General features: G+C 69.7%; 14 protein-coding genes and 1 pseudogene. 6 read left to right on the top strand and 9 right to left on the bottom strand.

Translation table 11 applies throughout. The features are described from left to right. Window positions 1-71: 71 nt before the first annotated feature. The 5 genes from OG496_RS51675 to OG496_RS51695 all read right to left on the bottom strand — a co-directional run bounded on the left by OG496_RS51675 (window position 72) and on the right by OG496_RS51695 (window position 5,160). A complete protein-coding gene (locus OG496_RS51675; RefSeq protein WP_405975951.1) occupies window positions 72-737 on the bottom strand; it encodes a TetR/AcrR family transcriptional regulator C-terminal domain-containing protein in 666 nt (221 codons plus the stop codon). A 151-nt stretch (window positions 738-888) separates the two neighbouring features. Further along, window positions 889-1,872: an alpha/beta hydrolase gene (locus OG496_RS51680; RefSeq protein ID WP_405975952.1), complete on the bottom strand. Its 984-nt coding sequence runs from the start codon at window positions 1,870-1,872 to the stop codon at window positions 889-891. Window positions 1,873-1,970: 98 nt separating this feature from the next. After that, window positions 1,971-2,372, bottom strand: coding sequence for a RidA family protein (locus tag OG496_RS51685; protein WP_405975953.1), 402 nt, complete (start codon window positions 2,370-2,372; stop codon window positions 1,971-1,973). A gap of 46 nt (window positions 2,373-2,418) precedes the next feature. Beyond that, entirely contained in the window at window positions 2,419-3,630 is a 1,212-nt protein-coding gene (locus tag OG496_RS51690; RefSeq protein WP_405975954.1) for an FAD-dependent monooxygenase, read from the bottom strand. Between the two features lie 114 nt (window positions 3,631-3,744). Further along, window positions 3,745-5,160, bottom strand: a complete 1,416-nt coding sequence (locus OG496_RS51695; protein WP_405975955.1) for an MDR family MFS transporter — start codon at window positions 5,158-5,160, stop codon at window positions 3,745-3,747. A gap of 69 nt (window positions 5,161-5,229) precedes the next feature. Between OG496_RS51695 and OG496_RS51700 the strand changes: the two genes are divergently transcribed. Further along, window positions 5,230-5,880, top strand: coding sequence for a TetR/AcrR family transcriptional regulator (locus tag OG496_RS51700; RefSeq protein ID WP_405975956.1), 651 nt, complete (start codon window positions 5,230-5,232; stop codon window positions 5,878-5,880). A gap of 60 nt (window positions 5,881-5,940) precedes the next feature. Here OG496_RS51700 and OG496_RS51705 read toward each other — a convergent pair whose 3' ends face one another. Next, window positions 5,941-6,555, bottom strand: a complete 615-nt coding sequence (locus tag OG496_RS51705) for a PadR family transcriptional regulator (protein WP_366496373.1) — start codon at window positions 6,553-6,555, stop codon at window positions 5,941-5,943. Between the two features lie 273 nt (window positions 6,556-6,828). Between OG496_RS51705 and OG496_RS51710 the strand changes: the two genes are divergently transcribed. The 3 genes and pseudogenes from OG496_RS51710 to OG496_RS51720 form a co-directional block, all read left to right on the top strand. Next, window positions 6,829-7,386 (top strand): hypothetical protein, encoded by a 558-nt coding sequence (locus tag OG496_RS51710; protein ID WP_405975957.1) that lies wholly within the window; start codon window positions 6,829-6,831, stop codon window positions 7,384-7,386. Between the two features lie 23 nt (window positions 7,387-7,409). Next, window positions 7,410-8,777, top strand: coding sequence for a carotenoid oxygenase family protein (locus OG496_RS51715; protein ID WP_405975958.1), 1,368 nt, complete (start codon window positions 7,410-7,412; stop codon window positions 8,775-8,777). Between the two features lie 122 nt (window positions 8,778-8,899). Further along, window positions 8,900-9,553, top strand: a pseudogene (locus OG496_RS51720) (RNA polymerase sigma factor); the annotation flags it as partial. A gap of 28 nt (window positions 9,554-9,581) precedes the next feature. Here the strand turns inward: OG496_RS51720 and OG496_RS51725 are convergent. The 3 genes from OG496_RS51725 to OG496_RS51735 all read right to left on the bottom strand — a co-directional run bounded on the left by OG496_RS51725 (window position 9,582) and on the right by OG496_RS51735 (window position 12,699). After that, window positions 9,582-10,505: an SDR family oxidoreductase gene (locus OG496_RS51725; protein WP_405975959.1), complete on the bottom strand. Its 924-nt coding sequence runs from the start codon at window positions 10,503-10,505 to the stop codon at window positions 9,582-9,584. 254 nt (window positions 10,506-10,759) lie between these two features. Continuing rightward, window positions 10,760-11,614, bottom strand: coding sequence for a chitosanase (locus OG496_RS51730; RefSeq protein ID WP_399390869.1), 855 nt, complete (start codon window positions 11,612-11,614; stop codon window positions 10,760-10,762). Between the two features lie 197 nt (window positions 11,615-11,811). Then, the gene (locus OG496_RS51735; protein WP_405975960.1) at window positions 11,812-12,699 is read right to left on the bottom strand and encodes a helix-turn-helix transcriptional regulator; all 888 of its coding nucleotides are present in this window, start codon (window positions 12,697-12,699) and stop codon (window positions 11,812-11,814) included. A gap of 125 nt (window positions 12,700-12,824) precedes the next feature. On the opposite strand from OG496_RS51735, the gene OG496_RS51740 reads away from it, so the two are divergent. Then, a complete protein-coding gene (locus OG496_RS51740) occupies window positions 12,825-13,247 on the top strand; it encodes an organic hydroperoxide resistance protein (RefSeq protein WP_405975961.1) in 423 nt (140 codons plus the stop codon). A gap of 229 nt (window positions 13,248-13,476) precedes the next feature. Then, on the top strand, window positions 13,477-14,520 hold the full coding sequence (locus OG496_RS51745) for a LacI family DNA-binding transcriptional regulator (protein ID WP_405975962.1): 1,044 nt from the start codon (window positions 13,477-13,479) through the stop codon (window positions 14,518-14,520). Window positions 14,521-14,642 lie beyond the last annotated feature (122 nt).

Genomic DNA, 14,642 nt, shown 5'->3' on the forward strand with positions numbered 1-14,642 from the left:
AGCCGTGTCGCAGGGCTTCCCGGGCCGAAGAAAGTGGAGATATATTCTCCGAAACGAGGGCGGGGGTGCCCTCAGGGGAGATCGTTCTGGGGGAGCTGCCCGCGCAGGCCGCCGAGAATGAGCCCGAGTCCGAACTCGAAGCGGTCGTCGAAGTTGAGGATCTCCTCGACGGGGGTGGAGAACAGTTGCGGGTACGCCTGGCTCGCGCCGGGGAACGTGAGCCTGTCGCGGGCGTCGTCGGTCAGGCCCTGCTGCTCCAGGGCTTCGCCGAGGACGTAGCAGAAGACGGTGGACGTGGCCCAGAGCGCGGCGACCCCGTTGAATCCCGCGCGTTGCATGACGCCGACGAGGCGTTCCGCGAGCGTCAGGCTGTGCCGTTTCGCGGCGTAGCTGCCGCCGACGATCCGGGCGCCCTCACGCTGTGCCAGCAGGGCCTGCCGCAGCTGCCTGGCGAGGAGGGCGACCTCGGCCTCCCAGCCGCTCTCGTGGCTCTCCGGCAGGGCCTTGGCCAGGATCGCCTCGGCCATCTCGTCCAGGAGGGCCTGTTTGTTGCTGAACACGCGGTAGATCGCGGGCAGTTGGAGCTTGTTCGCGTCCGCGAGCCGACGCATGGTCAGCGCTTCCAGTCCGCCCTCGTCGACGATCCGGAGCGCGGCGGTCACCAGCGCGCGGGCACGGGTCGCGGGCGGCGGGGGGCCCGCCTGCGCGGGAGGAGAAGCGTCAGGACCCAGAGGCATGGTAACGATGTTATCGTCACCTTTGGGGAGTCGCGACGAGGGGAGCCGCGACGGCAGGTCCGGACGGTAGCTGATGAGGGGTGGGGGAGGGGCCGGTCGTGTAGCTCCGGCAGGTGTGGAGCGCCGACCGGCCCTGAACGGCTTGAGGTGATCAGCCCTTGTTCTCTCCCAACAGCCTGCGCAGCCAGTCCAGTTGGGCGGCGAACGAGGACTGGGACAGCCTTGCCTGCGGAGCGAAGCCCGCGAAGCTGTGGAAACCGCCGGGCCAGACGTGCAGTTCGGCCGTGCCGCCCGCCTGCCAGATCCGGTTGGCATAGGTGACGACCTCGTCGCGGAAGGTCTCGGTGGAACCGACGTCCAGGAAGGTCGGCGGCAGGTCCGTGAGGTCCTGGGCGCGGGCGGGCGCCGCATAGGGGGACACGTCCGGGCCGCCGCGCGAGGTACCGAGCAACGCCGTCCAGCCGGTCTCGTTGGCCGTACGGTCCCAGATGCCGACGCCGGTCATCTGATGGCCGGACGGGCTGTCGTTACGGTCGTCCAGCATGGGGCACATCAGCAACTGGCCGATGACACGCGGGCCTTGGCGGTCACGGCTGAGCAGGGCGAGCGCCGCGGCGAGTCCACCGCCCGCGCTGGTGCCCGCGATCACGATCCGTTCGGCGTCCGCGCCGAGCTCCGCCGCGTGTTCCGCCGTCCAGACGAGCCCGGCGTAGACATCCTCGACCGGCGCCGGATGCGGATGCTCCGGAGCCAGCCGGTATCCGACGGACACGACGACCGCGTCCAGCTCCTTCGCCCAGCCCAACGGCACGGTCACACCGGACCTGTTGTCGCCGATCACCATGCCGCCGCCGTGCACGTAGTAGACGACCGGGCGAGGGTGCGCCGGGGCCGGCACGGTGGGGCGGCAGATGAGGAGGGGGATGCTCGGGGCGTCCTCGGGCCCCGGTACGGTCCGGTGCTCGACGTCGAAGGCGCCGTCCATCGTGAAGTCGGTCTCGGCGAGCGCGGCCACCGCCGGGCCGTTGCGGAGGCCGTCGATCTCCTCCAGCGTCAGGCCGGGTGTGAGCACCTCCTTCAACGAGTCGAGGACGACGGCGAGTTCGGGGTCGAACGGGGGCGGTGTCAGAGACATGGCTTCTCTCCGTGCGGGCGGTCGTGGACGTCGTGAACAAGGGGGAAGGACGGTGATCGTGGGGTGGTCCCCCGTGGTGTGGCCCCACTGCCGTCGCGTCAGAGCGTCGCGACGACCTCGATCTCGACCAGGAAGCCGTCCGCGTAGAGGGTGGGGACGCCAACGGCGGTGCTCGCGGGCGGAGTCGGATGGCCCTTGCGCGCCGCGGCGATGATCGCGGTCAGTTCGGCGGCACGGTCGGTCGTGTAACCCGGCAGGTAGATCGTCTCCTTGATGATCCTCTCGCGGGAGGAGCCCGCCGCACGGAGCGCCGCTTCGACGTTGTCGTAGGCCCGCTCGAACTGCGCGGCGATTTCGTCGCCGCCCACGAGTTGGCCGTCCTTGTCCCAGGCGACCTGGCCCGAGGTGTACACGAGTCCGAGTTCCGGCACGGCGACGGCGTGCGAGAGGACGCCCGGCAGCGGGGGAAGTTCAGGGGGATTGACGTAACTGACCGACATGATCAGCCCTTTCGAGGGTGTGGGGTGTCGTGGAATGCCGCAGGGGCTAGGCCGCTACCTGATGCCGTGAGTAGTCGTCGAGCGTGAACGCGTTCGACCTGTTGATCTGGCTCCGGATCAGAAGTTCCTTGCCGGGCACGTGACGTGCCAGGCGGACGAGGTTGTTGCGGAACGCGATGCCGTACGCGGTCCGGGGCGTCATCGTCTTCCCCGAGTCGGGAGCCGACCGCTGGATCTGCCCGATCCACGGGCGCAGCTTCCGCTCGTACCGGGTGAACGCACCCGTGATGTCCCCTGGTGTGCCCGCCAGTTCGCCGGCGAGGACGTACGCGCCGACCATGGCGATCGTGGCGCCGTGGCCCGACAGGGGTGAGGCGCTGTAGGCGGCGTCTCCCAGCAGGCCGATGCGTCCGGCCGACCACCTGGGCAGCCTGACCTGACTGCAGGTGTCGAAGTAGAAGTCGGGTGCCGTGTCGAGCTGCGAGAGAAGCGCGGCCGCCTCCCAGCCCATGCCGGACGCGCGGGCCTTGACGATGCGCACCTGGGCGTCGGTGTCACGCCAGTCGTAGGACGGCTGACCGGCGCGGAAGCTGAAGAACGCCATCACCTTCGTGTTGCCGAGGATGGACCGCATCCCGATGGTCCTGCCGGGTTCGCTGTAGGCGACGGTCCAGTCCTTCAGCCCGATGTGGTTCCGGGCCGTCCAGAAGGAGATGTAAGTCCCCAGGTGGTGAAGGTGGTTGGACTCCGGGCCGAACAGCGTCTCGCGCAGTTCGGAGTGGAGACCGTCCGCCCCGACCACGACGTCGAACGTCTCGGCGGGCGCGGACGCGAACTCGACGTGCACCTTCGTACCGTCGTCGAGGGTCGAGGTGATGCGATCGCCGAACCGGTAGTCGACCCGGTCCCGCGACTGGTCGTGGAGCACCCGGGACAGGGTGCCGCGCAGGATCTCGATCTCGGCGACCGGTCCGTCGCCGCCGAACTGATCGGCGCGGAGCGCCCCCTTCGTACGCCCTTGGCCGTCGACGAAGGAGAGGCCGAAGTTGCCCTCGCGCTCGGCCCGGACCTGGGTGTCGACCCCCATCCGGCGCAGTGCCTCTCTGGACACGCCCCGGAGATCGACCAGTTGACCGCCGGTGCGCAGCTCGGGCCAGCGCTCCACGACCGTGACGTCCGCGCCGTACTTGGCGAGCCAGAGCGCCAGCGCGGGCCCGGCGATGCTCGCGCCGGAGATCAGAACCTTGAGTCGTCCCATGGGCTGCCTCGCTTCACGGAAGGGTGTGACCCATATGTGTTAACAGCGTTATCGCCGACGGTAGCGTTAACGTTGTTACCGTGTCAACGGAGCAAGATCGACCTTGGAGCGGGATCAGCTCCGGTCGGTCGAGGGAACGAAGAAGGCGAGGGCGAGCGGGACGGCGCCGAGGCCGAAGATCCACCAGAACGTGCTGGAGAACGCCGCGAGTTGGTCCGCCGCCGTGGTCGCGCCGTCGAGCAGGCTCTGCAGGATCATGGCGACGACCGCGACCCCGAAGGGCGCGCCCACGCGTTGGACGACGCTGAACGCCGCGCTGCCTCGGGGAGTCTCGGCGTGGCTCAGGCCCGAGAGGGCGAGCGTCATCACCGGGAGCGTCGTTGCGGCGAAGCCGAGCCCCTGGGCGAACTGCGCGGCCAGCAGCACCGCCGTACCGCCGTGTACGTCCGCGAGGGTGAACGGCACGGTCCCGATCATGGTCAGCGCCGCTCCTGCGGCGATGACGAAGCGGCTGTCGAACCGTGCCGCGACGGGGCGCAGGGCCACCACGAAGAACATCGTGCCGAGCCCCTGCGTGATGAGCAGCAGGCCCGTGTGCAGGACCGTCTCGCCGCGAACCTGCTGGTAGAAGAGGGGGAGCAGGAACGACAGGGCGTAGGTCGAGAACCCGCCCGCGAACGTGATGACACTGCCCAGGCCGAAGCCGCGCCGCGCGAACATGCGGACGTCGATGAGCGCGGGACGGCGGGCGCGCAGCGAGTGGACCGTGAAGGCGGCGAGCAGCGCGACGCCGATGACGAGTGGGAGCCAGGCGGCGACGGCGGCGAAGCCGTCCTCGCCGGATATCCCGCTGATGCCGTACGCGACGGCGACGACGGCGGGCGTGAGCAGCAGGAAGCCGAGGATGTCGAGTCGGTGGCCGCGCTCACCGGCGGTCGCGGGCAGCAGGGTCCGGCCGAGAAGGAGCGCGGCGAGGCAGACCGGCACGTTCACGAGGAACAGCCAGTGCCAGCTCAGCGACTGGATGATGGCGCCGCCGAGCACCGATCCCAGGACCGGCCCGAGCAGGCCGGGAAGCGCGACGGCGGCCGTGGCCTTGTGGATGCGCTCCGGGCCGGCCGCCCGCGTCACGATGGAGAGCGTGATCGGCATGACCATCCCGCCGCCGATTCCCTGCAGCACCCGGAAGGCGATGAGCGCGGGCAGCGAACCCGCGAGGCCGCACAGGAGCGAGCCGCCGAGGAAGGCGCCCACGGCGAACATCCAGGCGTTGCGCGCGCCGAACCGTTCGGACAGCCACCCGCTCACCGGGATCACCGACACGAAGGCCAGCAGATAGCCCGTCGCGACCCATTGCGTCCGGGCGACCGGGGCATGGAACACCACCTGCAGATGATCGAGGGCGATGTTGACGATCGTCGTGTCCAGAAGGGTCGTGAACACGCCGAGGGCGAGGACCAGGCTGATGAGGTTCAGCCGGTGATCGGTCACCGGAGTCGTGGCCTGCGAGGCCGTCACTGTCGGAGTCATGGCGGGGACACTACACCGTGCAGTGTAGTTGCTACACCCGTCGGTGTAGGGTTTGCCCCGGAGGTGCGGATGAGCGCGGTGGGCACGGAGAAGACGGTGCGCGAGGGGTCCCTGGAGAAGCGGACGGCGATCCTCGCCGCCGCGCGCGAACTGTTCGTACACCAGGGCGTGGACCGCGTCAGCATGGACGCCATCGCGGCCCGGGCGGCGGTTTCCAAGCGCACCGTGTACGACTACTTCGGCGACAAACGGCGCCTCTTCCTGGCCATCCTCGCCGACGTGTCCCAGTCCATGACGGACACGGTGCGGCGTGCGCTCGACGAGCACCTTCCGGAGGATGCGCGGATCGCGACGGTGCCCCAACTGGAGCGGTCGCTCACGGAGTTGGCGATCGACCTCGGCACGTCGATCGTCGGCTCGGCCGACTACGCCGCCGGGTTCGCCCTTGTCGCCCAGGAGCGCCTGCGGACTCCGACGACCCGGGACGACATCGCGACGGGGGCGGTGGAGGAGGTGTTCGCGGAACGCCTGGCCCACTTCGCCGACACCGGACTCCTGGAGGCGGACGACCCGCGGCTGGCCGCCGACCACTTCTTCGCCCTGACCGTCCTGCTGGCCTACGACCGTCAGCCGGTGCCCGCCAACCCCGACCCGGAACGGGTCCGTCAGACCATGATCGACGGGACCCACGCATTCATCCGGGCGTACGCCGTGCGGTAGGAATGCGTGAGGGCGTGATCAACAGGCGTTCCTGAGTCGCCGGGAAAGCCCTGCGGCGCGTCAACGCCCCGAGTGCGCCTGATCGTTGGCGTCGCCGGCGCTCGATGTGTCCGCGTCCGACGGTTCGGTGGAGCCCGTGATGTCGGGACCCTTGATGTGCGCCGTGCGCAGCTGCTCCGCCGCCCAATGAGCCCACTCCTGCTCCAACACCCGTTGCCGGATGCCGTGTTCGAGGACGAGCCGGCCGCACACGGTGAGCATGTCCTTGTCCCACTCCTCCGTGTCGCGGAGGGCGACCAGGGTGTCGTGCTCCTTGGCCGAGGCCTCCGCGTGGTCGAGGAGCCGCTGGACCGCTTCTTCGCGCGGCAGGAGACCGAGGAAGAAGGTCTGCAGGAGCATCGGGTTGCGCAGCGGCCTGCTCTCCCGGTTCTCGGTCAGCCAGCGCAGCGTCTCCGCTTGGCCTTCGGGGGTGAGCGAGTACTGCTTGCGTCCCCGGGGGCCCTCCTCCGTGACCTTGATCAGACCGGTCGCGTCCAGCTTGGTCAGCTCGCCGTAGATCTGGCTCTGCTTGGCGGGCCAGACGTAACCGAGCGAGGTGTCGAACATCTTCAGCAGGTCGTAGCCGCTGCCGGGGCGGAAGACGAGGAGGCCCAGGAGGGCGTTGCGGAGGCTCATACGGACAAGCCTAACGCCTGTCACTCCAATATTGACAGGTCGAAAACTACCCATGTGGATTCTGTGCGTCCGGGACGGGGGCCGCGTGGAGGTCGGGTGCGGCCGTAGGGGTTTGCGCAGGTAGTGCCTGTGCGGGCCGGTGGGGGCGCCGACGCGGCGGACTTTCGTTCAATATTCCATTCTTGACATGTTGATTGCGGAGCATCTAGCTTCCACCTGTCAAAGTTGGAACATCGAGCTGTGAGGAAGTAAAACGTGGGCATCATGGCGTATATGCGTGGGTTCTACCCATGGATCGCGGCAGGCTTCGTCTCCGCCGTGGACTGGCGCTGGGGCGCGGCGGCCGGCGTCGTCGGCGGCGGCCTGCTGCTTCTCCAGGACCGGCGCAGGGGAGTCGCGATGGACGCGATGGTGCTGGAGATCAGCACCATCATCTACTTCGTCATCATCGGGGCGATCGCCTTCAGTTCGCCCGACTCGTCGATCCAGGACCACAGCGACGTCATCTCGTTCGTCTGGCTCGCCGGGACGGCCTGGGGCAGCATGGCCCTCCGCAGCCCCTTCACGCTCGGGATCGCCCGCCGGCAGACGCCCGAGGAGTACTGGGACACCCCGGGCTTCCTCGCCGTCAACAACCACATCACGGCCGCCTGGGGATCCGGGTTCACGTTCATCGCCGTCGTCCTGGCCATCAGCGGCGCGACCGACGCCCCCGCCTGGGTCGGCATCGTCGCCCACGTCGTCGGCCTGGTCGCCCCCGCGGTCTTCACCTCCGTCTACCCCAAGCGTGTCCAGGCGCGCCTCGAAGCCATGCAAGCAGCGCAAGCCTGACCAGCTAACCCAAGGACTTCCCCATGAGTACGGACAAGACCCCACCGCCTCCGCACCTGGCCGGCAACTTCGCCCCGGTCCCCGACGAGATCACCGTCACCGAACTCGCGGTCAGCGGAGCCATCCCGCCGGAACTCACCGGCTGGTACCTGCGCAACGGCCCCAACCCGCACGAGGCCACCTCCGCCCACTGGTTCACCGGCGACGGGATGGTGCACGGCGTCCGCCTCGACGCCGGCAAGGCCACCTCGTACCGCAACCGCTGGGTTCGCACCCCCACGCTCGAAACGGGCGCTCAGGTCTACGGCCGCGACGGCGGGATGAACCTCGCCGCGGGCGTCGCCAACACCCACGTCATACGGCACGCGGGCCGCACCCTCGCCCTCGTCGAGACGTCCTTCCCACAGGAGTTGAGCTGCGAGGCGGGCCGCGAACTCGACACGGTCGGCCCCTACGACTTCGACGGCCGGCTGCGCACCCCGATGACCGCGCACCCCAAGACCTGCCCGGTCACCGGCGAGTTGCACTTCTACGGGTACGGCGGGCTGTCGGCGCCCTACCTCACCTATCACCGTGCCGACGCCGACGGCGAGTTGACCGTCAGCCGTCCGATCGACGTGCCGGCGCACACGATGATGCACGACTTCTACCTCACCAGGAACCACGTCGTCTTCATGGACCTGCCCGCGGTGTTCAGCATCGAGCGCGCCATGGATCCGACCGGAGGCATGCCGTACGTCTGGTCCGACACCTACGGAGCCAGGCTCGGCGTCCTGCGCAGGGACGACCCGTACGGCGACATCCGCTGGTTCGACATCGACCCCTGTTACGTCTTCCACACCCTCAACTCCTATGAGGAGAACGAGGGTCGGAGTCTCGTCCTGCTCGGCATGCGGTACCCGTCCCTGCGGGACGGCGTGACCGTGGCGACGGCGGCGCACCTGTGGCGGTGGACGATCGACCTCACCACCGGCGCGGTCAGCGAGGAGCAACTGGACGACCACCCGGGGGAGTTCCCCCGCATCGACGACCGACTCGCGGGCCTGCCCGCCGACTTCGGCCACGCCACCGCGGCACCCGTCCCGGAGCTCCCGCAGTACGACCCGAACGAGTCGCGTGCCGCGATCCACCGGTACGACCTGCGCAAGTCGAGCGTCGCCAGCCACTACTTCGCTCCCGGCCGCCTCCCGGGCGAGGCGGCCTTCGCCCCGGCCGACGATCAACCCGGCGGCCCCGGCTGGCTCATGACGTACGTCTACGACGCCTCGACCGACCGCAGCGACCTGGTCATCCTCGACGCCGACAACCTCACCCAGGAGCCGGTGGCCACCATCCACCTGCCCCGACGGGTACCCGCCGGCTTCCACGGCAGCTGGCTGGCGGACGCCTGACACACCGCACCCTGCCGACTCCATGAACGGTGAGCCGTCCTCCGGGCCCGAACGCCCGGGTTCGGAGGACGGCTCTCGGCAGGGTGCCCCGAACAGTCGCGATCAGGTGCCGAAAGGGACTCATGATGGGGGACGCCGAGGGGGCGGCACGCACGGAGGACGCGCAGCTGACGCGTGCGGCCCAGTCGGGCGAAGTCGCCGCGCTGGGGCTGCTGTTGGAACGGCACCGCGCCGGAATGCGCGCCGTGGCGGTGAGCATCCTGGGGCCGGGTGCGGACGCCGACGACGTGATGCAGGACGCGGCGCTGACGGCGCTGCTGCGGATCGGGGACGTACGTGATCCGGAGGCGGTGGGCGCGTGGCTGCGGGCGGTCGTGCGCAATGCCGGTCGAGTGGTGGTGCGGGAAGCGGTCGTGGTCCGGCCGGTGGGTGAACTGCCCCTGCAGTCACCGCACATGGGCCCGGAGCAGTGGCTGGAGCGGAACGCGCTGCGCGACTGGGTCTGGAAGGCGCTGGAGGAACTCTCCCCGGTGTTGCGCATGCCGTTGGTACTGCGTTACTTCGCCACCGGGGTCACCTCGTACGAACGGATCGCGGAGGTCTGCGGGATTCCGGTCGGGACGGTGCGCAGCAGGCTGAGCCAGGGCCGGACCAAGCTGGCGGCAGCCCTCGCCGCCACGGCGGACGCTCCGCACGGAGATGCCGAACTACGCATCCACGCCAGCCGAGTTGAGGCCCACGAGCTGCTGGCAGCCGTAGGGCGAAAGGGACTTGGACCGAGCCCTGACTCCGCTTCGGACCGGATCAGTGTCCTGCGCTGAACTCCCCGAAGTAGTGGCCCTGTTCGATGTCCGGGACCAGTGCGGGGTGCGTCGGTTTCCATCCCGTGCGCTGCCGCGTCAGGGCGCTCGACGCCGGGTTGTCGAGCGCGACCAGTGGGGCGAGGAAGCCGACGAAGTGCCGGCCCGCTTCCTCGGGGGTCAGGCTGACGGCGGGGATCTTCAACTGACGGCCGATGGCCCGCGCGATGTCCCCGAACGGCACCCCTTCCTCGGCGACCGCATGCAGGGGCGTACCGGCCGGTGCGGATTCCAGGGCCAGTCGGTACAGGGCCGCCGCGTCACGTCGGTGCACCGACGGCCACCGGTTCGACCCGTCGCCGACGAAGGCCGACACACCCGTCGTACGAGCGACGCCGATGAGCGTCGAGATGAACCCGCGCGCGTCCCCCGGGCCGTGCACGGTCGGGGCCAGCCGTACCGAGGACGACCGCACTCCGCGCTCGCCCGCGGCGAGCACAGACGATTCGGCCTGGAGCCGTAGGGCTGTGACGGGGTTGGGTACGGCGGGAGTCTCTTCGGTGAGCAGGTGGCCCGGGGTGCGGCCGATGACCCCCGAAGTGACCACGAAGGGCTTGCCCGTTCCCTCCAGCTCCGTGCCGATCGCCTCCACCGCTTTCAGTTCGGCCTTCGCGCGGGCGGCCGGGTCGGTTGTCTCGGAGATGTGCTGGTTCGCGGCGTAGACGACTCCGTCGGCCGCCGCGGCTCCGGCGCGCAGGCTGTCGGCGTCGTGGATGTCGCCGCGGTGCACGTCGACGCCGGTTCGCGTCAACGCGTCGGCGGCCGGGTCCGAACGGGCGAGGCCGAGGACCTGATACCCCGCGTCGAGGAGTTCACGGACGACGGCGGAGCCGATGTAACCGGTCGCGCCCGCAACGAAAACACGCACAGTGGAGATCCCCCAGGGTGGTTCGGGTCGACCCGGCGGCAGTTGGCGACGGGCTCACGGACCACGCTAGGAAGGGCCCGCACGGGTGTCCAAGTCCTGTGTCGCATAGGGCGATGCGCGGCAGGCATGACCGCAGGTGGGTGCCTGACGGTGGGTGATCCGGAGGGAGACGGCAGCGGCGCCAGGACCCGTACCTTCAGGTCCTGGCGCCGCACCGTCCGCCGAGTTGCCTCCCAACCAGGCGGCAGGACCGGTCAGTTGATGGTGTAGCTGTCTCCGTAGACCTTCCAGTTCAGCGGTGTGTTGAGGTCGAAGTTGCCGTTGCGGAGGAAGACGCGCTGTTCCGTGTCGACGCGGGTGGTGTCGCTGTGGGCCTCCTCCTGCTTCATGGCCCACACGCGCGCGTCGAGGAAGGCGTTGAGGTACGTCGTCTCGTTGCCGCCCTGGGCCGGCGGCTTGGCCGAACGCAGGGCGCGGGCGCGGATGTTGCGGAAGCTGGTGGGGTCGTCGCCGTCGCCGTGCATGACGATGGCGTCGTAGTACGTGAACTGGCCCAGCACACGCAGTCCGTCGGTCTTGCCCTGGCTGACGGCGGGGTTGAAGTACACGCGGTCGCGTTCGTCGTTCTGCGCCTGCTGGAACACCGTGTCCTGGGCCGCCGTGCGCCAGTCCTTGGGGAAGTTCGGGTCGAGGCCGGAGTGCGAGTCGGTGCCGTTGACGTTGCGGAGCGCGGGGAGGTACTTGGCGAGGACGTTGCCGGGCTTGCGGGTCGCGTAGAGCTGCACGAGGTCGAGCATGTCGCCGGTGCCCGAGCAGAAGCCGATGATGCCGGCGGTGTAGCCGCGGCCGTCACCTATGTCCTCGATGTACTTGTACTGCGCCTTCCAGTCGAGGGAGGAGTTCTCCGCACTCGACACCAGCTTCATGGCGATCTCCTTCTTCGCCGGGTCGTCGAGGCCGATCGCCGCGGCGGCCGTGGGGGCTGCCGAGGCCTGCGGGGCACGCAGCAGAGGTGCTGCCGCGAGCGACACGCCGATGAGCGCGAGGAGCGTCCGACGCGAGGGGCTCGTCGGCTCGGAGATCGCAGGGTCGCGGAACGGGTGGACCACGGGGACTCCAAAGGGTGGTGGGGGGTGGGGAGTTGGTCGTACCGCCGAACTGATAGGAAAGTTAACTATCAGAGGTTCGGCGTCAAAGGCACCCACCTGGAGCCAAGTTCGTAGCTATGAACGAGAGTCGCGTGTCTGTGCGAGGGTGATGCTTGATGGTTTGCCCACGCTTGTCGCATCGGCCACCTCGGCGACGATCAGCGACGCTCTGCCGCCTCCGTGCGCTCCGCGGCCGCCACGGTCGCCTGGGCGAGAAGGCGCAGCGCCGCCTCCGACGCCGTACCGGAGTCGGCGGTCGCGACGACGATGCGCCGGTCCTCCTCCTGCGGCACGTTCAGGGTCTGGAGGTTGAGCCGCATCCGGCCGACGAGCGGATGGCGCATGCGGTACGTCGCGAGGTCCCACTTCCGGACCCGGTGCTCGGACCACATCGACGCGAACTCCGGGCTCTTCATGGCCAGTTCACCGATCAGCGCGGCCAGCCGGGGATCGTCCGGATGCTGCCCGGCGGCGAGCCGCAGCTTGCCCACCACGTCCCTGGCCTTCTCCGGCCAGTCCTCGTACAGGTCCCGGGTGTGCGCGTCCAGGAACACCAGCCGTGCCGTGTTGGGACGTCGGTCGGGCCGGTCGGGGATGCACGGGTCCAAGTGCCCGGCGAACAAGGCGTGTCCGGTGCGGTTCCAGGCCAGTACGTCGCTACGGCGGCCGAGGACGATCGCGGGCGCGTCACCGAACGCGGCGAGCAACTGCCGGGTCGTCTCGCCCACGCGCTCCGGCGCCGGCCCGCGCCGGGCGCCGGTCCGGCGTGACGCTCGGGCCAGGTCGTGCAGATGGGCCCGCTCCACCTCGTCGAGGCCGAGGGCGCGGGCGAGCGCGTCAAGGACCTCCGGGGACGCGTTGAGCGACTGTCCCTGTTCAAGTCGCGTGTAGTAGGACAGTCCCACCCCGGCGAGCCGTGCCAACTCGTCCCGGCGCAGCCCCGGCACGCGACGGCGCTCGCCGAAATCCTGGAGCCCCACATCCGCCGGCCGCAACTGCGAGCGGCGCATGGTGAGGAACTCTCCCAGCGCGGGCTTCTTGTCCATGAGCCGAGTATCGATCACCGGCGCACCCGGAAGCCTGCCCCTGGCAGGGGCAGGCTGCGCGCGGCCGGCGGCTCCAGACTCGGAGCCGCTCCACCACTCGTAGCGACGACGAAGAGGGAACCGCCATGCCCACGCTGTACACCACCGAGGCACTGTCGACCGGCGACGGCCGCAACGGCGAAGTCCGTTCCGTCGACGGCGTGCTGGACGAACTCCTCGCCGTCCCGAAGGAGATGGGCGGCCCCGGTGGCGACAAGACCAACCCCGAGCAGCTCTTCGCCGCCGGATACGCCGCCTGCTTCCACAACGGACTCCGTCTGATCGCGGGTGAGCAGGGTGTCCGCGTGGGCGCCTCCACTGTTCAGTCGCAGGTCAGCCTGCTCGCCCTGGACACCGGCGGCTTCACCCTCGCCGTGTCGCTCGCCGCGCATCTGCCCGGTCTGGAGCAGTCCACCGCCGAGCAGCTGGTGAAGGCCACGCACGAGGTGTGCCCGTACTCCAACGCCACCCGCGGCAACATCGAGGTGACTCTCAACACCACGGTGTAGTACGGGACTTCAGGCCCCGCGCTCTGTGAGAGCGCGGGGCCTTCGGCCTGTCCGCCGCGCTCGGACGGGACGGGCCACGCGCCCTGCCCGGCCCTCCCGTATTTCGCGGATGTTGCGCGAAGTCTTGACGCGCCCCACTCCGTTGCGTAGATATGACTGCGCAGTCATGACAGCGCAGTCATAGACCGGAGTCGGGCTAGGATGCGGCTGCCGGAGATCGGGAGACACCATGACACCAGTGGCAGGACGTGGCGCGGGAGCCGCGCCGCGCAGCGTGGACGTGGCGCGCCTCGCGGGCGTGTCGCAGAAGACGGTGTCCCGGGTCATGAACGACGAGCCGTACGTCTCGGAAGACGTACGCCGTCGTGTCCTCGCGGCGGCCGGTGAACTCGGCTACCGCTCCAACAACGCCGCCCGCGCCCTGGCCTCCGGACGCACCCGGTCCATCGGCGTCGTGACGCTCGGCACCGCCCTGTACGGCCCCGCCTCGCTGCTCATGGGCGTCGAACGGGCCGTACGGGACACCGGTTACGCGCTCCGTGTCGTCAACACGATGGAGGGCGAGTCGGCGGGCATCGCCGGAGCCGTGGACTCGCTCCTGGACCAGGGCGTGGACGGCATCGTCATCTCCGAGCCGATCGACGAGGAGGGCGGCGCGGAGTTGTCCGCGCGGGTCGATGTGCCGGTCCTGGTCCTGGGCGCACCCCCGCCCTTCGCCGCCCCGCATGTCGTGACGGGCGGGATCGTCTCCGGCCAGATGGCGCGGGCGGCCACCGAGCACCTGCTGGAACTGGGCCACACCACGGTCCACCATCTGGCGGGGCCCCAGCGCTGGTACTCGGCGCGGGACCGGCTCGACGGCTGGCGTGCCGCGCTCGCCGACCTCGGCCGGGTGGAACCTCCGGTTGTCGAGGGCGACTGGTCGGCCGCGTCGGGCTACGCGGCAGGGCGTGAACTCGGCGCCGACTCCAACGTCACCGCGGTGTTCGCCGCCAATGACGACATGGCGATCGGGCTGATCCGGGCGCTGACGGAGGCCGGGCGGCGGGTTCCGGAGGACGTCAGCGTGGTCGGGTTCGACGACACGCCGGTCGCCGCGTATGTGACTCCGCCGTTGACCACGGTGCGGCAGCCGTTCGACGCGATGGCGCAGGACGGTCTGAAGTTGCTGGTGCATGCCATCGAGAACCCTGGGTCGGATCCGTTGCCGATGACCGACCCGCCGGTCGAACTCGTTGTTCGGGCGTCTACGGCGGCGCCACCGCTCCGCTAGTCGTTCCGCTGGGTCTGCGGTTCTTTTGTCCGCGGGCCGGTGGGGGCTGGTCGCGCCCACGCGGCGGAGCCGCAAATCGATACAGCCCCCGCGCCCCTGAGGGCGCTCACCTCACCTGAAGT

The sequence above is a fragment of the Streptomyces sp. NBC_00988 genome, assembly GCF_045162645.1.
GTDB lineage: Bacteria > Actinomycetota > Actinomycetes > Streptomycetales > Streptomycetaceae > Streptomyces.

Excerpts from the sequence above, each read along its gene's own strand:
- OG496_RS51675 (WP_405975951.1), bottom strand. The coding sequence starts at position 737 with ATGCCTCTGGGTCCTGACGCTTCTCCTCCCGCGCAGGCGGGCCCCCCG.
- OG496_RS51680 (WP_405975952.1), bottom strand. The coding sequence starts at position 1,872 with ATGTCTCTGACACCGCCCCCGTTCGACCCCGAACTCGCCGTCGTCCTC.
- OG496_RS51685 (WP_405975953.1), bottom strand. The coding sequence starts at position 2,372 with ATGTCGGTCAGTTACGTCAATCCCCCTGAACTTCCCCCGCTGCCGGGC.
- OG496_RS51690 (WP_405975954.1), bottom strand. The coding sequence starts at position 3,630 with ATGGGACGACTCAAGGTTCTGATCTCCGGCGCGAGCATCGCCGGGCCC.
- OG496_RS51695 (WP_405975955.1), bottom strand. The coding sequence starts at position 5,160 with ATGACTCCGACAGTGACGGCCTCGCAGGCCACGACTCCGGTGACCGAT.
- OG496_RS51700 (WP_405975956.1), top strand. The coding sequence starts at position 5,230 with ATGAGCGCGGTGGGCACGGAGAAGACGGTGCGCGAGGGGTCCCTGGAG.
- OG496_RS51705 (WP_366496373.1), bottom strand. The coding sequence starts at position 6,555 with ATGAGCCTCCGCAACGCCCTCCTGGGCCTCCTCGTCTTCCGCCCCGGC.
- OG496_RS51710 (WP_405975957.1), top strand. The coding sequence starts at position 6,829 with ATGCGTGGGTTCTACCCATGGATCGCGGCAGGCTTCGTCTCCGCCGTG.
- OG496_RS51715 (WP_405975958.1), top strand. The coding sequence starts at position 7,410 with ATGAGTACGGACAAGACCCCACCGCCTCCGCACCTGGCCGGCAACTTC.
- OG496_RS51735 (WP_405975960.1), bottom strand. The coding sequence starts at position 12,699 with ATGGACAAGAAGCCCGCGCTGGGAGAGTTCCTCACCATGCGCCGCTCG.
- OG496_RS51740 (WP_405975961.1), top strand. The coding sequence starts at position 12,825 with ATGCCCACGCTGTACACCACCGAGGCACTGTCGACCGGCGACGGCCGC.
- OG496_RS51745 (WP_405975962.1), top strand. The coding sequence starts at position 13,477 with ATGACACCAGTGGCAGGACGTGGCGCGGGAGCCGCGCCGCGCAGCGTG.